General features: G+C 49.9%; 12 protein-coding genes and 1 pseudogene. 2 read left to right on the top strand and 11 right to left on the bottom strand.

Features of this window, described 5'->3' with window-relative positions:
• Positions 1-56: 56 nt before the first annotated feature.
• Positions 57-971, bottom strand: a pseudogene (locus NG792_RS27820) (RNA-guided endonuclease InsQ/TnpB family protein); the annotation flags it as partial.
• A gap of 636 nt (positions 972-1,607) precedes the next feature.
• Here NG792_RS27820 and NG792_RS27825 point away from each other — a divergent pair.
• Positions 1,608-2,996: a hypothetical protein gene (locus NG792_RS27825; RefSeq protein ID WP_261237649.1), complete on the top strand. Its 1,389-nt coding sequence runs from the start codon at positions 1,608-1,610 to the stop codon at positions 2,994-2,996.
• Positions 2,997-3,069: 73 nt separating this feature from the next.
• On the opposite strand, the gene NG792_RS27830 is transcribed toward NG792_RS27825, so the two are convergent.
• The 9 genes from NG792_RS27830 to NG792_RS27870 form a co-directional block, all read right to left on the bottom strand.
• Entirely contained in the window at positions 3,070-3,714 is a 645-nt protein-coding gene (locus tag NG792_RS27830; RefSeq protein WP_261237651.1) for an LON peptidase substrate-binding domain-containing protein, read from the bottom strand.
• Positions 3,715-4,088: 374 nt separating this feature from the next.
• Positions 4,089-4,406, bottom strand: a complete 318-nt coding sequence (rpsJ, locus tag NG792_RS27835) for a 30S ribosomal protein S10 (protein ID WP_015150337.1) — start codon at positions 4,404-4,406, stop codon at positions 4,089-4,091.
• A 212-nt stretch (positions 4,407-4,618) separates the two neighbouring features.
• On the bottom strand, positions 4,619-5,869 hold the full coding sequence (gene tuf, locus NG792_RS27840) for an elongation factor Tu (protein WP_261237652.1): 1,251 nt from the start codon (positions 5,867-5,869) through the stop codon (positions 4,619-4,621).
• A gap of 103 nt (positions 5,870-5,972) precedes the next feature.
• Positions 5,973-8,048 carry an elongation factor G gene (gene fusA, locus NG792_RS27845; protein WP_261237653.1) on the bottom strand — a complete coding sequence of 692 codons (2,076 nt, stop codon included), beginning with the start codon at positions 8,046-8,048 and terminating at the stop codon, positions 5,973-5,975.
• Positions 8,049-8,569: 521 nt separating this feature from the next.
• Complete coding sequence (gene rpsG / locus NG792_RS27850) at positions 8,570-9,040, bottom strand: 30S ribosomal protein S7 (RefSeq protein WP_015150334.1); 471 nt, start codon at positions 9,038-9,040, stop codon at positions 8,570-8,572.
• A 569-nt stretch (positions 9,041-9,609) separates the two neighbouring features.
• Positions 9,610-9,984 (bottom strand): 30S ribosomal protein S12, encoded by a 375-nt coding sequence (gene rpsL / locus NG792_RS27855; protein WP_261198110.1) that lies wholly within the window; start codon positions 9,982-9,984, stop codon positions 9,610-9,612.
• Positions 9,985-10,154: 170 nt separating this feature from the next.
• The gene (locus NG792_RS27860) at positions 10,155-10,496 is read right to left on the bottom strand and encodes a HesB/IscA family protein (RefSeq protein WP_261237654.1); all 342 of its coding nucleotides are present in this window, start codon (positions 10,494-10,496) and stop codon (positions 10,155-10,157) included.
• A 64-nt stretch (positions 10,497-10,560) separates the two neighbouring features.
• Positions 10,561-10,815 (bottom strand): hypothetical protein, encoded by a 255-nt coding sequence (locus tag NG792_RS27865; protein WP_261237656.1) that lies wholly within the window; start codon positions 10,813-10,815, stop codon positions 10,561-10,563.
• A gap of 150 nt (positions 10,816-10,965) precedes the next feature.
• Positions 10,966-11,376: a phosphomannose isomerase type II C-terminal cupin domain gene (locus NG792_RS27870; RefSeq protein ID WP_261237657.1), complete on the bottom strand. Its 411-nt coding sequence runs from the start codon at positions 11,374-11,376 to the stop codon at positions 10,966-10,968.
• A 1,137-nt stretch (positions 11,377-12,513) separates the two neighbouring features.
• Between NG792_RS27870 and gltB the strand changes: the two genes are divergently transcribed.
• On the top strand, positions 12,514-17,196 hold the full coding sequence (gene gltB / locus NG792_RS27875) for a glutamate synthase large subunit (RefSeq protein WP_261237658.1): 4,683 nt from the start codon (positions 12,514-12,516) through the stop codon (positions 17,194-17,196).
• 150 nt (positions 17,197-17,346) lie between these two features.
• Here gltB and NG792_RS27880 read toward each other — a convergent pair.
• On the bottom strand, positions 17,347-17,573 hold a 227-nt coding region (locus NG792_RS27880; RefSeq protein WP_261237660.1), incomplete at its 5' end, for a hypothetical protein.

Consider the following 17,573-nt stretch of genomic DNA (forward strand, 5'->3'; position numbering starts at 1 on the left):
ATCCCTGCCAGTCATCCCTGAGTGTTGCTACTCATTTCGACTGAACGAATCGCACCAATAATCAACTTTGAACCATACCTTGAGCTTTTGTAATCCAGTTGCCGACGAAACTCATAAAATGAGGCATCAGCGATAGAACCGGCCAAACAATGATTTTTCAACATTCCAGACACATTCAAGTCTTCAATGACTACTTGGCTGTGGTTTTTAGCCAAAAAAGTAGTTATTTTATGAAGGGTGTCCCGCCGAATATTTGCTACCCTTTGATGTAGCCTTTGGACTTTTAAGAGACATTTGGCCCGATTTTTCGAGCCTTTGACTTTCCGACTTAAATGACGCTGTAATCTTCCTAGTTTTTTGGTCGCTGATTTATATGCCGATGCGTTAGAGAATGTTGTCCCATCAGAGCAAGTCGCTAAAGTATTAATTCCTAGGTCAACCCCAATTTTTTCTCGACATTTAGGTGTAATTTCTTGGGGAATTTCTACGAAAAAGCTCATATACCAGTCACCTGCTTGGCGCGTTATTGTGACTTTCTTAACTACACTGGGTGGTAGAGCCTCAAATGTAGAAACCCAACCGACAAAAGGAAGCTTATGGCGAGTTCCTGACAACCTGATTGGTTTTCCGCAATTGTCAAGAGTAAAGCTATCATGGTGACCTTTCTTCTTAAATTTAGGATAACTGCTTATTCCCTGGAAGAAGCGCTTAAAGGCATCGCCTAGATTAATAAAGGCATATTGATAAACTCTCGAAGACAATTCAGACATCCAAGGATATTGAGGTTTTACATAATTCGTAAAAACCTTTTTGATAGAATTGATATTAGGCTTGAGTCCCTCTTCATAAGCAGACATCCATAGACGTAATCCCCAATTGAACACTTTTCGAGCATAGCCCGCGTGTTTGGCCATCAAGGTAGCTTGACGATCATTGAGTTTTAGTTTGGTACTCCAAGCTTTGTAAATCATGATTTTATTTTACCATAAATCCGGTTTCCTTATTAGGTGGGAGTGCAAAATTCGGCATGGTTTGGGGTTTAACTGTATAGCATTTCTCCAGAAGTGTATGGTACGGCGATGGCGGCCCCAAACCGTCGGCGGCCCAGAACATCCGAGGGGCTTTGAAACGTACTTCATGAGTCCACCGAACCGCTATATATCAATTATTGAGTTGCGAATTTTCTTGAGTATTATACCTTATTGTCGTAAGATGTCCAGCAAATCTCCGACTAAATCATTGCTCTCCAATCCCGATCCGAAGAGGGTTGCACCGAATTAGGACTGTAGGTTTTCGTAAAAAAAAAGACCCCGCTCGGAGCATTTGAGCGAGGTTAGGATGTGGTGTGAGAAGTGAACGTCATTGTTCTCTATAAAAAGAGTAGTCAGCGGATGTGGCAGTTCTATGGCGATCGCATGACTAAGTTATGTCATTTGATTCAGAGGCGATCGCCATCCCAGATGTAGCCATTCTGCTCCTGTCTATAGGTGCAACAAATCCAGTTGAGACTCTGACCCCCAGGTGTGGTGATGGGGAGAAATCGATGAACGTATTCTAACTTACTTTACCCCTTTGAGAAGCTGGGGAATTTCAGCTTTACCCCCATTATGTATCCAACGTCTCAAGGCATTCCGGCATTACCCGATTTAACTCATCCCGACGAATTGATGCAGTTTGGCGATCGCATCCTGAGTCTATCGGTCAATTTAGGAATTTTTTTAGTGGTTTTCGGATTGGCGATCGCCGCCATCAAATGGACTTACCGACAACCAGAACCGCCCTTCCCCCTCCTCGAAGATTGGGTACGAGGTTACTTAGTATTGTTGCAAAAGTTACCCCATTTGATTTTAATTTTGGCCTTTTTAATTGGGGGATTCTTTTTATCCTCTACCTTAGCTAATCGCTACCATCACTGGGAACAATCCCGGGTTCAAGAAATAGCCGCCAGTGTTTCTGGGGAAAAACTCGAACAACCTTCTCCTCGGATTCGCTATGTGATTGAAGAACCGTATAAATACAGCAATTGGGTTAATGGGCAATTAGTTGAAATTGAGTCTACCCAAGAAGTTAACCGTTTTCTGGCCCTCGCCGGTTCGTCCATTGTTGTTACCCTTAACCAATCCACCGATGTGAGCAATAACAAAGCCATTTATTTGGCTGAGTTTGAAGCAGAATACCAAGTGATTAACTCCTTGAGAGAACTTCGGAATTTTTTCTTTGAAATTTCTCCCCCCTACGGTTATTCCCTACTGCAAAACTTTAAAGTGGAGCGCGATGGGGAGCGAATGTCCCAGATTAATCCGGGAGATTATGGTTTTCCGTTCTCGTTACAACCCGGGGAAGAAACTCGCTTTCGTGTCACTTACAAGGCTCAAGGAGGACCGCGTTGGGTTTACAATTCCCAAGGCGAATCCCTGTCTAATTTTCGCCTAACAGCTTTGGCAAATTTTCCCAAAGCAGATTTTGCCAGCGGGATTATCCCCACAGCGACAAACCAGGAACGTTCCGGGACTCGCTTTAGTTGGGTGTTTGAAGATAATGTTTCGGTTCGCAATCCCTTTGGAGTATTTACTGCAACGGAGACGGTCCGCAAGACGGGGGTGCTGCCTCGGTTGTTGTTGTTAGCACCGGGGGTATTTTTGTGGTGGATTGTCCTGCTTTATTTATCGGTCCCGATGCGTCTGGTGGATGTTTCCCTGGCAGGGGGTTTATTTTTTGCGGGACTGTTGAGTTTGACTTATTTTAGTCGAGTGATGGATGTGACTCTTGCTTGGCTGTTGCTTTCTCCCATCCTGTTGGTGTTGGTAGGGGGCTTGGGAAATCAGAAGCGGACTTCGTTAGCTGCTTTGATTTGTACGATCGCTGGTGCGGTTCTGCCAATCTGGGGATTAATTGGCAGCTATACGGGTTTAACGTTGAGTGTTGCCGGATTGCTATCGGTGATTTGGCTGGCCCTTCGCCATTGGTATGGAGGAGTGGGGCGCTTTAGATTTTAGGAACTTAGAAAGAGGGAGATGTTGGATTTTAGAAGCGATCGCCGATCTAAAATCCAATATCCAAAGGCTCTGGTTACTCATTGAGGGTGTCTTTGAGGACTGTACGTGCGGCCAGATGAGAGCGGGTGGAGGTGAGAATTTCTGATTCTCGTTCTAGTCTAGCTCCGGTATCTAGCATTTCCAGAAGGGATTGCTGTTCGGCAGCGACGCCATAGAGGTTACTCGCGACCCAATAGGAGAGTTCCACGGGAAGATCGGGGATGTCGTCTGGAAGTTCGATGGTTTGATCCATTAATTTGCCGGAAAGACGGACGACATCTCTTAAGAGGCGATCGACTTCGCTGGCGAGGGGTCGCAGGTCTTCCTCGGGGGGTTTATCTTCGAGCCATTCGACTAAACCGACAAGATAGGGTTTTTCTCGGACGTATTCTAGGACTCTAAACCTCTGCTGGCCCAGGGTGAGCATTTTCATGCGGTCATCGGGGAGTCGCACATATTGCAGAATTTCGGCACAGCAACCAATGGAGGTGGGTTGACCTTTGACGGGATCCCACATGAGGACACCAAATCTGCGATCGCTCTCCAGAATTGTGTTCATCATGATTCGGTAGCGAAACTCGAAAATATGCAGGGGGAGGGGTCTGCCGGGAAAGAGTACGACTTCCGGCAAGGGGAATAGGGGGAGTTCTCGAACGGCGATCGAGGATGATGATTGCATTGTGCCTCAGTCCAAAAAGTAACTTCGCTTTTATCTTAACTGATAGGTTTGAACTGAACATTCCGGCACCGGAAGCTCACAGGTCCTGCCTCACCCATGAGTGAGGATTTTTTGATAATTTTTTGAGTTTGAAGCTTGACTTTTTTAAATGTTTGTGTTAAAGAAAGAGAAATTTTAAGGGGATTTTTTTAAGCGAAATCAGAATTTTTAATAAATTGAGGGGCGATCGCTTCTAGGTTCAGTCTCCGGTTTAAGGTTTAAAAAAGGAGAATTCTGAGTTCTCCTTTTTTAAAAGATAGATCAAATAGGCCGTTGCATTGCCTGAAGCGAAGCGCTGGATTTATGCAGACCGTGCCTTTAGCTGAGAAAGACCTTTAGAGTTTGACTTCAATATCCACACCGGCAGGCAGATCGAGTTTCATCAGCGCATCAATCGTTTTAGAAGACGGTTGATAGATATCGATAATCCGGCGGTGGGTCCGGGTTTCAAAATGCTCCCGGGAATCTTTATCCACGTGGGGAGAACGGAGTAAACAGTAAATCCGCCGATTCGTCGGTAAAGGAATGGGTCCGACCGCTGTGGCATTGGTCCGATTCGCGGTATCTACGATTTTCTCGCAGGAAGTATCAAGCAATCGGCGATCGAAGGCTTTTAGACGAATACGAATTTTTTGCTGTTGTAAGGTTGCCATTGATTTTTAGTTGTCTAGGTTCGGTTAATAAATGGGTCATTGGTCATTTGTCATTTGTCATTCGTCTCAGGACTAACGACCAATGACCAATAACTAATAACAAACGACAGAGACAAGCAGAGCAGAAAAGCTCCTCAATTTAGGTTGGCTTTTCTGCTCTACCGTCAATCAGCACGCTTCTACCTTAAAAGGTCGGAGCGTCCTCAGCCGGTTTACTTCTTGGCTGCTACTGGTTGGTCGAGGATTTTAGAGACCACACCCGCGCCGACGGTTCGTCCGCCTTCACGGATAGCGAAGCGCATCCCTTGTTCAATGGCGATCGGGTTGATCAGTTCAACCGTCATCTTGATCCGGTCTCCGGGCATGACCATTTCCACTTCGTCACCTTCATCCGAGGTAAAGGCTTTAATGGTCCCGGTAACGTCCGTCGTCCGTACATAGAACTGAGGACGATAGCCGGAGAAGAACGGCGTATGACGGCCCCCTTCTTCCTTCTTGAGAATATACACTTCAGACTCAAACTGAGTGTGAGGAGTAATCGAACCGGGTTTAGCAATCACCATCCCGCGCTCGATATCTGCCTTTTGGATACCCCGGAGCAGAACCCCGACGTTATCTCCAGCCAGCCCTTCTTCCAAGATTTTTTGGAACATTTCCACCCCAGTCACCGTGGTGCTGCGAGTATTTTTGATTCCAACCAATTCCACGGTTTCGCCCACTTTGACCTTGCCCCGCTCGATCCGACCCGTGGCAACGGTTCCCCGACCCGTAATCGAAAAGACGTCTTCTACAGCCATCAAGAAGGGCTTATCGATCGCCCGTTCTGGAGTCGGAATGTAAGCATCCACTTCATCCATCAACGCGTAGATTTTATCAACCCACTCATTGTCCCCCTTCTTGAGACCCGGAGTTTTAGTCAAAGCTTCCAGGGCCAACAGACCGGAACCAGAAACAATCGGAATATCATCACCCGGGAAATCGTAGGAGCTCAGGAGTTCGCGAACTTCGAGTTCCACGAGTTCCAGGAGTTCTTCGTCATCAACTTGGTCTTGTTTGTTCAAGAACACGACGATATTCGGAACCCCCACCTGTTTTGCCAACAGAATATGCTCCCGGGTCTGAGGCATGGGGCCGTCAGCTGCGGACACCACCAGGATAGCTCCATCCATCTGAGCTGCTCCGGTGATCATGTTTTTCACATAGTCAGCGTGACCGGGGCAGTCAACGTGGGCATAGTGACGATCAGTGGTTTCGTATTCCACGTGAGCGGTGTTAATCGTGATCCCCCGTTGTTTTTCTTCGGGAGCTGCATCGATTTCATCGTACTTTCGGGCTTTGGCTTGACCCAGAGCAGCCAGGGTCAGGGTAATTGCTGCTGTCAGGGTCGTTTTACCGTGGTCAACGTGACCGATCGTACCGATGTTAACGTGGGGTTTATTCCGTTCAAACTTTGCGCGTGCCATGTCTTCTCTAGTTCCTTTCTCAATCGTTCATTGTTCATTGTTCATTGTTCATTGTTCATTGGGAAAAAGCAATGAACAATGAACCGTCAACAATGAACTACTATTATGCGTTCCCTTTACTCTTGGCGATGATGGGTTCAGCCACGTTGCGAGGCACCTCTTCATAGTGGCTAAACTCCATCGTAAAGATACCTCGGCCTTGGGTTTTAGACCGGATATCCGTGGCATAGCCAAACATTTCTGCTAATGGAACTTTAGCAGTCACCTTGGCAATTCCTTGCTCGGAGCCCATTCCTTCGATTTGGCCCCGACGGGAATTGAGGTCGCCCATTACGTCCCCGAGATAGTTCTCGGGAACTTCTACCTCAACCTTCATCATAGGCTCTAACAGAACGGGTGACGCTTTCATCACCCCTTCTTTAATTGCCATAGAGCCAGCAATTTTAAAGGCCATTTCCGAGGAGTCAACATCGTGGTAGGAACCATCTACCAACGTGGCCTTGATGTCAATCATGGGGTAGCCTGCTAAAATCCCAGATTCGCAGGCTTCTTTCATCCCTTGTTCTGCAGGAGAAATGTACTCTTTTGGTACGGTTCCGCCCACAATTTTCGAGACAAACTCAAATCCCGTACCCGGATCACCCGGTTCGATTTGGATGACTACGTGACCGTACTGACCTTTACCACCGCTTTGGCGAATAAATTTGCCTTCAGCTTTGACGGCTTTCCGAATCGTTTCTCGGTAGGCAACTTGGGGCGCACCCACGTTCGCTTCTACCTTAAACTCGCGCAACATCCGATCCACCAGAATTTCCAGGTGAAGTTCACCCATCCCGGCAATCACGGTTTGATTGGTTTCGGCATCGATGCTCACGCGGAACGTGGGGTCTTCTTGGGACAAGGATTGCAGTGCTTTCGACAGCTTCTCCATGTCTTGCTTGGTCTTGGGTTCCACCGCCACGGAGATCACGGGTTCAGGAATGAACAGGGATTCCAGAATCACCGGACTATCCGGGGTACAGATGGTATCGCCGGTGAAGGTGTCTTTCAGACCCACTGCGGCACCCAAGTCCCCAGCTCGCAGTTCATCCACTTCAATCCGCTCGTCAGCTTTCATGACAATCAGGCGGGAAATCCGTTCTTTTTTATCCTTAGTGGAGTTCAGAACGTAACTGCCTTTTTCCAGAACGCCGGAATAGACCCGAATAAAGGTCAGACGTCCATAAGGATCGGCCATGATTTTGAAGGCTAATGCCGAGAGGGGAGCCTTGTCATCGGCACTGCGAGTGATTTCTTCCCCATTGGGCAAGGTTCCCTGAATCGGAGGAACGTCAATGGGAGCGGGTAGATAATCTACCACGGCATCCAATAAGAGCTGTACCCCTTTGTTCTTAAAGGCCGAACCGCACATGGTGGGGACAATCTGACCCGTAATTGTTCCCTTGCGTAAAGCCGAGACAATTTCTTCCTGGGTGAATTCTTCACCTTCTAGGTATTTTTCTGTCAAGACATCACTCATATCTGCCACGGCTTCAACGAGCTTGGTGCGATATTTTTGAGCGATTTCCATCATGTCCTCGGGAATATCGGTCTCTTGGATATCGGTGCCCGTATCATTGGTGTAGATCCGAGCCTTCATCGCCACCAAGTCGATGATGCCAGAGAATTGGTCTTCGCTGCCGATCGGAAGTTGGATCGCCACAGCGTTAGTCCGCATCCGATCGCAAATCTGATCGTAAACTCTGTAAAAGTTCGCCCCAGTGCGGTCCATCTTGTTAATAAACGCGATGCGCGGCACTTTATAGCGATCGGCTTGACGCCACACGGTTTCGGATTGCGGCTGAACTCCACCCACGGAGCAGAAGACGGCAATCACGCCGTCGAGTACACGCATGGAGCGCTCCACTTCAATCGTGAAGTCTACGTGACCGGGGGTGTCAATAATGTTGATCTGGTTGTCTTTCCAACTGGTGGTGATGGCAGCAGCCGTGATGGTAATGCCCCGCTCTCGCTCTTGCTCCATCCAGTCTGTCACGGTTGTGCCATCATGCACCTCGCCGATTTTGTGAACCACACCGGAATAAAACAGAATCCGCTCCGTCGTTGTGGTTTTGCCCGCATCGATGTGGGCGGCGATTCCTATGTTTCGCACTTTCTCAAGCGGGACAGTACGTGCCACAGCTACCTCCTTGTTTGTGTTGCCGCAATTATCTTTGTAATGATGCGTTGAACGCACTTGGGTGTTCGTGCCTCTCCAAGCCTCCGGCACAATCCTCGATTTTACTTCGGAGACCCTCGGCGGTTTTACTTCACCAGACACTTTGCGATCGCGCTTGGAATGTCGCGATCGAAATTAAAGTCTAGCTTTGAAGGGGGTAGGTTGACCCGCCCTTTGCTTAAACGGGCTAACCTCCTTAAACCGATTTACCTTCCCGAGAAGACAACACCTAAAATTCCTCTCGGGTGGCGAAGTCACTCGCTGTTAATTTTTTAAGGAGTTTGACTTCTGCTTTGCCACTTCTCTAGAACTTTAGAAAAAGGCTCACCTCGACATGACAGAAGGAATCCCCCGTTTTTGAAGTTAACCCGAATGGGCCTGACTCCTGTGGATTTTCCCCGGTCCTGTTACATTTTAATATTTTTTGCAAAATTTGTTTACATAGAACACCTTTTTTTTCCGCAATGGGTTTGATTCCGATTTTAGTAACGATAGTGCGCGAACGCTTTGTTGGCTTCTGCCATCCGGTGGGTTTCTTCCCGTTTCCGGATTGCATTACCCGTTTCGTTCGCCGCATCCATTAACTCGTTTGCCAATTTCATGGCCATCGTGCGACCAGCGCGGGTTCTGGAAAAGTGAATGATCCAGCGCAATGCTAAAGCTGTACCGCGATCGGACCGAACTTCCATCGGGACTTGATAAGTGGCCCCACCAACCCGACGGCCTTTGACTTCCACCAGGGGAGTCACATTTTTGACCGCCTTTTCAAAGACTTCCAGCGCATCGGCGCCGGTTCTTTCTTCGATGGTTTTCATGGCGTTGTAAACAATGTTGAAGGCGACTGACTTTTTGCCACTCTTCATTACACGCCGCACCATCATACCAACCAACCGGCTGTTATAAACTGGATCGGGAGTAACAGAACGTTTTTGACTACCAGTGCGACGAGACATACTAACTTTTCACCCAAACTAACGACTGTAACTAACTGTAACTAACTGTAACTAGCCGTGACTAGCTCTGATTCTTGGCTGAGGCGATTCAGCTTGAATCCTCCCCCTGTTGTGGGAAGGAAGGCGGTTTTCTTACTTTGGATTGTTCGGAGGTCCGCTTAGTCCTTTGTGAAGTGACGGTTCGCGATGGGTTGGACAGGCTTGATGGTTTTTCACAGCCGATGCTTCATAGGTCAGGCGATCGCATCTTGTCGGCCTCCCAGGCCACGGCTCCATCAAGTTTTCTTACCGAGTCCGATGAGAACTGCCTGAATCTTTATGGGGATCGCTCATCCTGACACAATCGATTGAATCGATGGGGTTTTTTAGTCCATCGCTTGGCTAGATGAGCGCCATCAGATTGTACATCTTTTTTGTCGATCAACTTAAGGTGCGGACTCTCTCAATCCCGTGGGAAGCTTGTTAATCCTTCGGTTGAATACCTTGGATACCCCACATCAGCGATCGCCCTTCAACTGAACTGGATACCGTGGACTGTTCCGCCCGAGGAAAAGCGCCTCATTTAAAATCTATTTCTTAGGACGCTTGGCCCCATATTTAGAACGCCCTTGACGGCGATCTTTGACTCCGGCAGTATCTAAGGTCCCACGGATGATGTGGTAGCGAACACCAGGTAAATCCTTGACCCTGCCGCCTCGGATCATCACGACGGAGTGTTCTTGCAGGTTATGACCAATGCCTGGAATGTAGGCGGTGACTTCAAATCCAGAGGTCAGACGAACCCGTGCTACTTTTCTTAGGGCTGAGTTCGGTTTTTTCGGTGTGGTGGTATAAACTCTCGTACAAACGCCCCGACGCTGCGGACAACTCTTGAGTGCAGGCGATTTGGTTTTCTTTTCGATCTTCTGCCGTTCGGTACGAATAAGTTGTTGTATTGTGGGCATGAGTTATGGGGTATTCAGGTTTTCAAGGATCAAGTTGACAACAATCTACAATTATATCTTAACCTAGCATTCCCTGTCAATTTTTAGGGCAGAAAAACAATCTCAAATGGCAGGGGATAAAAATCCCAGGGAGGGCCATAAAAGATTGAATGGCTGACCTAAGCGGGTTCCTAGGGTGTGGAGGACTCAACGATCGAGAAGGAGTTACCACAGCCACAAGTCTTTGCAGCCTTGGGGTTATGGAAACGGAACCCTCCTCCCATCAAGTCCTGAGAGTAATCTAAAGTCAGGCCGTTGAGATAGTCGAGGATGCGGCTATCGACCGTCACTTGAACGCCATCGCACTCACAGATGAGATCATCGGGGTTGCACTGTTCGTCAAACGCCATCGTATAGTACCACCCCGCACAACCCCCCGTTTCAACCCCGAGACGAAACCAGACATTTGGGTTGGACTGTTTGGACTGGATACGTTTAATTTCGGTGACGGCTGCTTTACTCAGCTGAATCATGAATGGGTGAACATTGGTTGTCGTGATCGGCGATCGCAATTTTACCGCGATCCCGACTCAAATTCTACCGCGATCGCCTCTTAATTTCCTCGAAAAATTGCCCTTTACCTCGGTCATACCAAATCCGGGTATCAAAAGTCGGTTTTTTTCTTAGCCCGCGCAGGCGGGCTTTGTCCGTGTAGCCTCCGGGCTGGACGCTGTGGGTTTTCATAGATGTTTGACAACCGGATTCGGTATCAGAGGCGATCGCAACTCGTTTATAACCGATCCTAACCCCATCACTGCCCCATCCCTGCCCCAACTTTTTTGACCTTCCCACCTGGGACAGTCCTCCCCCCCCAACGCGAATGGCGGCCTATTCTGGGCCGCCATTGAATAGACCTCTTGCAAAATTCTTTTTTTTTGCAAGAGGTCTATTCACCGCTATCAGGATGAAGATCACAAAACTCGCTGACCATCCCGATGAGGATTATTTAGCCCGGGCGTAGTCATCTTGGAAGCGCACGATATCATCTTCACCCAAATATTCCCCATTTTGAACCTCAATCAAAATCAAAGGAATCACCCCAGGATTTTCCAGACGATGATTCGTGCATTGCGGCACATAAGTAGACTGATTGCTGGTGAGCATCAGTTCTTGGTCTCCACAAACCACCCGCGCAGTCCCACACACCACAATCCAATGTTCGCTGCGATGGTGGTGCATTTGCAAGCTGAGGCGGTGACCGGGTTTGACTTCAATTCGTTTAATTTTATATCCCTTGGCATCTTCTAAAACCGTGAACGAACCCCAAGGGCGAAGTTCCGTTGCTGCCACCATCGGAGAGGATGAGGAGGCAGCAGTTGCCAAGGAAGGAAGAATTTCTTGAGCGTTAGCCATTGTTCGAGTCTCCATAATCTTATGTTGAGAGTGGGGAAGCCGTATCCAGTCCATCTAGGCGATCGCCCCGAGGGTTAGGTTGGGGGAGTCTGTACGATCAGACCTTTTCTGACCTGAGTTGAGCTAAGGAATAGCTCGGATCGGCTTCTTAAAGATATATTTCCCAGAAAGCGCAAAATTAAAATAAAGCATTAAATCTCGTTACAGAACCCAGGGCCTTCCCGAACCCTCTTTATCCCACCATAACAAGCCAAAAACGCCTTGTCAGTCGTCCTAGGGATAGATGGGGGCGATCTATATCAAATCTTTATCTCTAACCGTGGGGACTTTATCCGGGCTTTAATTTTCACCCGGACGCTTCATCTGGACCGGCGATCCGGCGAGTCCGACACAGGGGTCTCAAGGGCGGAATCGGCCAAGCCCTTGGCTGTTGCGGGAGCAGTTTCACAATCAGGATGAAGCCATATTTAATCTGGGACTTGAAATAGGGGGGCCATCCTTTGAAAATGGCCCCCCTATTTATAGAGGTAATGGGTAAGTCCGGAGCATCTTCAGACCGGGGATTGTCAGATGAAAGTTATTTCTATATGATTTTTAATCCGGACCTATAACTTTGGCTGACCCCTAAGTTTGAGGGATTTAATCGGGACTCCTCTGGTCCATCCCTGTTCAATGGGGCCGCCCTCAGCATCTCAAGACTGAAGGGAAGGAGAGCTAAATCAGAGGGAAGCGAGCGAGTCCCCGATTCAAAACAGATTTAGGGCCATCCTCAAGAAAACCACTCAAGTCAGACGGGAATTAACAATGGCCTGAAAACCTTCTAAAATTAATCAGAAAGAAGGTCAATTTATAAAGGTGCCACCTCTAGGGATTGGCTATTTCCGTTCGGGACTTGCTTGTCGCGGTAAAAACGGAGAGGCACCTCACAAGATAAAGCCAAACCCTTGAGCCTCAGAAGGGACAGCACCTAAAAGCGATCGCGCCTGCCCCTGGGGCGGCTCGTTTCCATCCCCAAATTGTCTACCCCTGATTTATAGAGAAATCGATGATTAAAAGCTGGCAGATTTAACCCCAAGAGAATCTAAAACCTAAACTCTAAAATCTACAATTCCCCATCCATCATCTACCCGAAAAGCAATGCCCAACCCAAATACTCAATCAAATTCCATCAATGAGGTCGGTTTTCTCGGTCAACCCTGGTTAGTTGAAGAACGAGACGCCTGTGGTGTAGGTTATATCGCCAATCCTCAAAATCTTCCCAGCCGGGAAATTGTGTCAATGGCGCTTAATGCCTTAACCTGTCTCGAACATCGGGGCGGTTGTTCGGCAGACCGGGATTCAGGAGATGGGGCCGGAGTGATGACGGCGATTCCTTGGCAGCTCTTCCAGCCTTGGTTACAAGAGCATAACCCGAACTTGTATCCCCTCGAATCCATTGGGGTTGGGATGGTATTTTTCTCCCTGGATCCGGTGTTGCAACAGGCAGCGCGTCAAATTGTTGAGGAAACCATTAAGAGTCAGGACCTGCAACTATTAGGATGGCGTAAAGTCCCCGTGCGTCCGGAAGTGCTGGGGATGCAAGCGCGGGAAAATCAGCCTCATATTGAGCAGGTGTTTGTCCATTCCCCAGATAAAACCGGGGATGAGTTAGAACGGCATTTGTATCTGACCCGCCGTGCAGTCGGTTCGGCCCTGAAAGTGGATGCAACCCGAGCAAATAACCAATCCCCGATGATTTGGGGAGAAGATTTCTATATTTGTTCCTTCTCGAATCGCACCATTGTCTATAAAGGAATGGTCCGTTCGGCGGTCCTGGCTGACTTTTACGTGGACCTGCTGGATGAGTCCTATACCAGTGCCTTTGCCGTTTATCATCGGCGGTTTAGCACCAATACCCTTCCCCGGTGGCCCTTGGCTCAACCGATGCGGTTGTTGGGACACAATGGGGAAATTAATACCCTGCTGGGCAATATTAACTGGATGATGGCGCGGCAGGTGGATTTACATTCACCCCTGTGGGGCGATCGCATTGAACAGCTCAAACCCCTGGTCAATCCCAACAACAGCGACTCCGCCAACCTGGATAACGTCATGGAACTGCTGGTTCGGTCCGGTTCTCACCCCAGCGAAGCCCTGATGATTATGGTGCCGGAAGCCTACTCTAACCAACCCGCCCTCAAAAATCGTCAGTCTATTGTCGATTTCTATGAATACTACAGCGGTATCCAAGAGCCTTGGGATGGTCCAGCCCTGATTGCCTATAGCGATGGACAACAAGTCGGGGCGACCCTCGATCGCAACGGTTTACGCCCCGCCCGCTATGCGATCGCCCGCAATGGCTTAGTGATGGTCGCCTCCGAAGCCGGTGTGGTCAATATGGACGAAGCGGACATCATCGAAAAAGGTCGTCTTGGTCCGGGTCAAACCCTCGTTGTAGACCTCACCACCCACGAAGTCCTCAAAAACTGGGAAGTTAAGGAACGGATTGCTCAAGCCCATCCCTACGGCGAATGGTTGGCCCAACATCGTCAATATCTCCAGCGCCAAACTCCTGTCACTACCGCCCAACTCACCCCGGAACAACTCCTATCGGCACAAACCGCCTTCGGCTACACCAGCGAAGACGTAGAAATGATCGTCGAAGAAATGGCGGCAATGGGCAAAGAACCCACCTTCTGCATGGGCGATGATATCCCCCTAGCGGTTCTGTCTCAAAAACCCCGTCTGCTTTATGACTATTTCAAACAACGGTTTGCTCAAGTCACCAATCCCCCCATCGACCCGCTGCGGGAAAGTCTGGTGATGTCCCTGCGGATGCACTTGGGAGTTCGGGGAAATCTGCTGGAAGTCAAACCTGAGTTTGCGGGACAGTTAGAAATTGACTCTCCGGTTCTCAATGAAGCGGATTTACGCCAGATTGAATCTCGGTCGGATGCGGTGTCTCTGTCTACCCTATTTCCCCTCACCACTCGCCCCTCAGAATTGGCCGACTCGGTGCAAAACCTCTGCAATCAAGCCGAGTCAGCGGTGCGCAATGGCGCAACCCTGCTGATTTTGAGTGATGCACCGGGACCGAATGCTGAGACTACCTACATTCCTCCCCTGGTGGCTGTTGGGGCAGTTCACCATGCCCTGATTCGGGCTGGATTGCGCTCTCATGCCTCTTTGATTGTCAATACTGCCCAATGTTGGAGCACTCATCATTTTGCCTGTCTGATTGGCTATGGTGCATCGGCAGTTTGTCCCTATTTGGCCTTAGAATCCGTGCGCCATTGGCATGAAGATGGCAAAACGCAGAAGTTGATGGAACGGGGTAAACTGCCCCAAGTCACCCTAGAGCAGTCTCAGGAAAATTACCGTCATGCGATTGAAGCCGGACTGTTGAAAATTCTCTCTAAGATGGGGATTTCCTTGCTGTCTAGTTATCACGGCGCTCAAATTTTTGAGGCGATCGGGATTGGTCGGGAGTTGCTGGATTTGGCCTTTGTGGGCACTGCCTCTCAAATTGGCGGCTTGAGTGTGGCCGAATTGGCTTCAGAACTGCGGGCGTTTCATGAGAAAGCTTTCCCCCAACCGGCGGGCAAGAAATTGCAGAATGAAGGGTTTGTACAGTATCGCCCCGGTGGTGAATATCACATGAATTCCCCGGAAATGTCCAAGGCGCTGCATAAGGCGGTGGCGGATATGAAGGGTTCCAAAGAGGGTACGCAGCACTATGAACTCTATAAACAGTATTTAGCGGAACGTCCTCCGACGGCGTTGCGGGATTTGTTGGATTTCAAGAGCGATCGCCCTTCGATTTCCATTGATGAAGTGGAACCCGTGGCAGAAATTCTCAAACGCTTCTGCACTGGGGGGATGTCCCTGGGGGCGCTCTCTCGGGAAGCTCATGAGGTGCTGGCGATCGCTATGAACCGGATTGGGGGTAAATCCAACTCCGGGGAAGGTGGCGAAGACCCGGTGCGCTTTGGCGTCTTAGATAATGTGGATGAGCAAGGTAAGTCACCTTCGTTACCCCATCTGAATGGCTTGAAAAATGGCGATACCGCTTCCTCTGCCATCAAACAGGTCGCTTCCGGTCGCTTTGGGGTGACTCCCGAGTACCTGATGAGTGCCAAGCAAATCGAAATTAAAATGGCGCAAGGGGCTAAACCCGGAGAAGGCGGACAACTGCCAGGGAAAAAGGTGAGTCCCTATATCGCTATGTTGCGGAAATCCAAGCCGGGAGTGCCGTTGATTTCGCCGCCACCGCACCACGATATCTACAGTATTGAAGATTTGGCCCAGTTAATTTTTGATCTGCACCAAATCAATCCCAAAGCCGGGGTTTCGGTGAAGTTGGTTTCAGAAATTGGCATTGGCACGATCGCCGCTGGGGTGGCTAAAGCAAATGCCGATATTATCCAGATTTCCGGACATGATGGCGGGACTGGTGCTTCGCCCTTGAGTTCGATTAAACACGCGGGGAGTCCCTGGGAGTTGGGGTTAGCCGAAGTGCAGCGGGTGTTGATGAGCAATGGACTGCGCGATCGCGTCGTCCTGCGGGCCGATGGTGGCTTGAAAAGTGGCTGGGATGTGCTGATGGCTGCCTTGATTGGGGCAGAAGAGTTTGGCTTTGGCAGTATCGCGATGATTGCTGAAGGCTGCATCATGGCCCGGATTTGCCATACCAACAATTGTCCCGTGGGCGTCGCTACCCAGCAAGAGAAGTTGCGGGCACGGTTTACCGGGGTCCCGGAACACGTGGTCAATTTCTTCTATTTCATTGGGGAAGAAGTACGGCAGTTGTTGGCGATGTTGGGATATCGCTCTTTGCAGGAAGTGATTGGACGGGGAGATTTGCTCACCCTGCGCGAGTCTGTGCAGTTAACGAAAACTCAGGGACTGAGTTTGGATGTGATTACCAAGCTGTTGCCCGATACCCGAGGCGATTCTCCTGCGGAGATGCTTCGCAAACGCAGTTGGTTAAATCATGGTCCGGTACATAGCAATGGTCCGGTGTTGGATGATCAGTTGTTGGCGGATCAGGAGATTACCGAGGCGATCGGCACTCAATCCCAAGTCTCCAAAACCTTCCCGATTGTCAATGTAGACCGTTCCGTTGGGGCGCGTCTGGCTGGGGAAATTGCCTCTCGCTATGGCAATAATGGCTTCGGCGGTCAGATTAACTTGACTTTCCAAGGTGCAGCAGGACAGAGTTTTGGGGCGTTTAATGTTTCTGGAGTCACCCTGCGCCTAGAAGGAGAGGCTAATGATTATGTGGGTAAAGGGATGACCGGCGGAACCTTGGTGGTGGTGCCACCAGGGGGAGCCACCTATAATCCGTCCGAGAATGCGATCGTCGGCAATACCTGCCTCTATGGGTCCACCGGCGGATACCTGTTTGCCCGGGGTCAAGCCGGAGAACGGTTTGCCGTCCGCAACTCCCTGGGTAAAGCAGTGATTGAAGGGGCCGGGGACCATGCCTGTGAATATATGACCGGCGGCGTCATTGTCGTCCTGGGCAAAACGGGCCGGAACGTCGGGGCCGGAATGACCGGCGGATTGGCCTATTTCCTCGATGAGGAGGGCAATTTTGATGAGTTGGTCAATCATGAGATTGTCCAGGTCCAACGGGTGACGACTCCTGCAGGAGAGGCGCAACTCAAGGAGATGATTCAGATGCACCAAGAATATACGGGTAGCGACAAGGCATCTGGGATTCTGGAGAACTGGACGGAGTATTTACCCAAGTTCTGGCAGGTGGTTCCGCCTTCGGAAGCGGACAGTCCGGAAGCATCCGCTGAGTCCACCCTTGAGAAGGTGCCGGTGAAGGCATAAGGGAGATAGGGGAGATGGGGGAGATGGGGGAGATTTCTCGTGACTGGGCTTCAGCCGAGTCACGTCCCCTTGGAGGCTCTGCCTCCAGTCGCCCATATAGGCGGCAGAGCCGCAAGAAGCCCGTGTCACGGCAGAGCCATGACACGAGAACTACTCCCCCATCCTCCCCATCCTCCCCATCCTCCCCATCCTCCCCATCCCCCCCATCCCCCTCATCCTCCCCATCCTCCCCATCCTCCCCATCCTCCCCATCCTCCCCATCCTCCCCATCCCCCCCATCCCCCTCATCCTCCCCATCCTCCCCATCCTCCCCATCCTCCCCATCCTCCCCATCCTCCCCATCCCCCCCATCCCCCTCATCCTCCCCATCCTCCCCA

It is taken from the genome of Laspinema olomoucense D3b, assembly GCF_025370785.1.
Classification (GTDB): Bacteria; Cyanobacteriota; Cyanobacteriia; order Cyanobacteriales; family Laspinemataceae; genus Laspinema; species Laspinema olomoucense.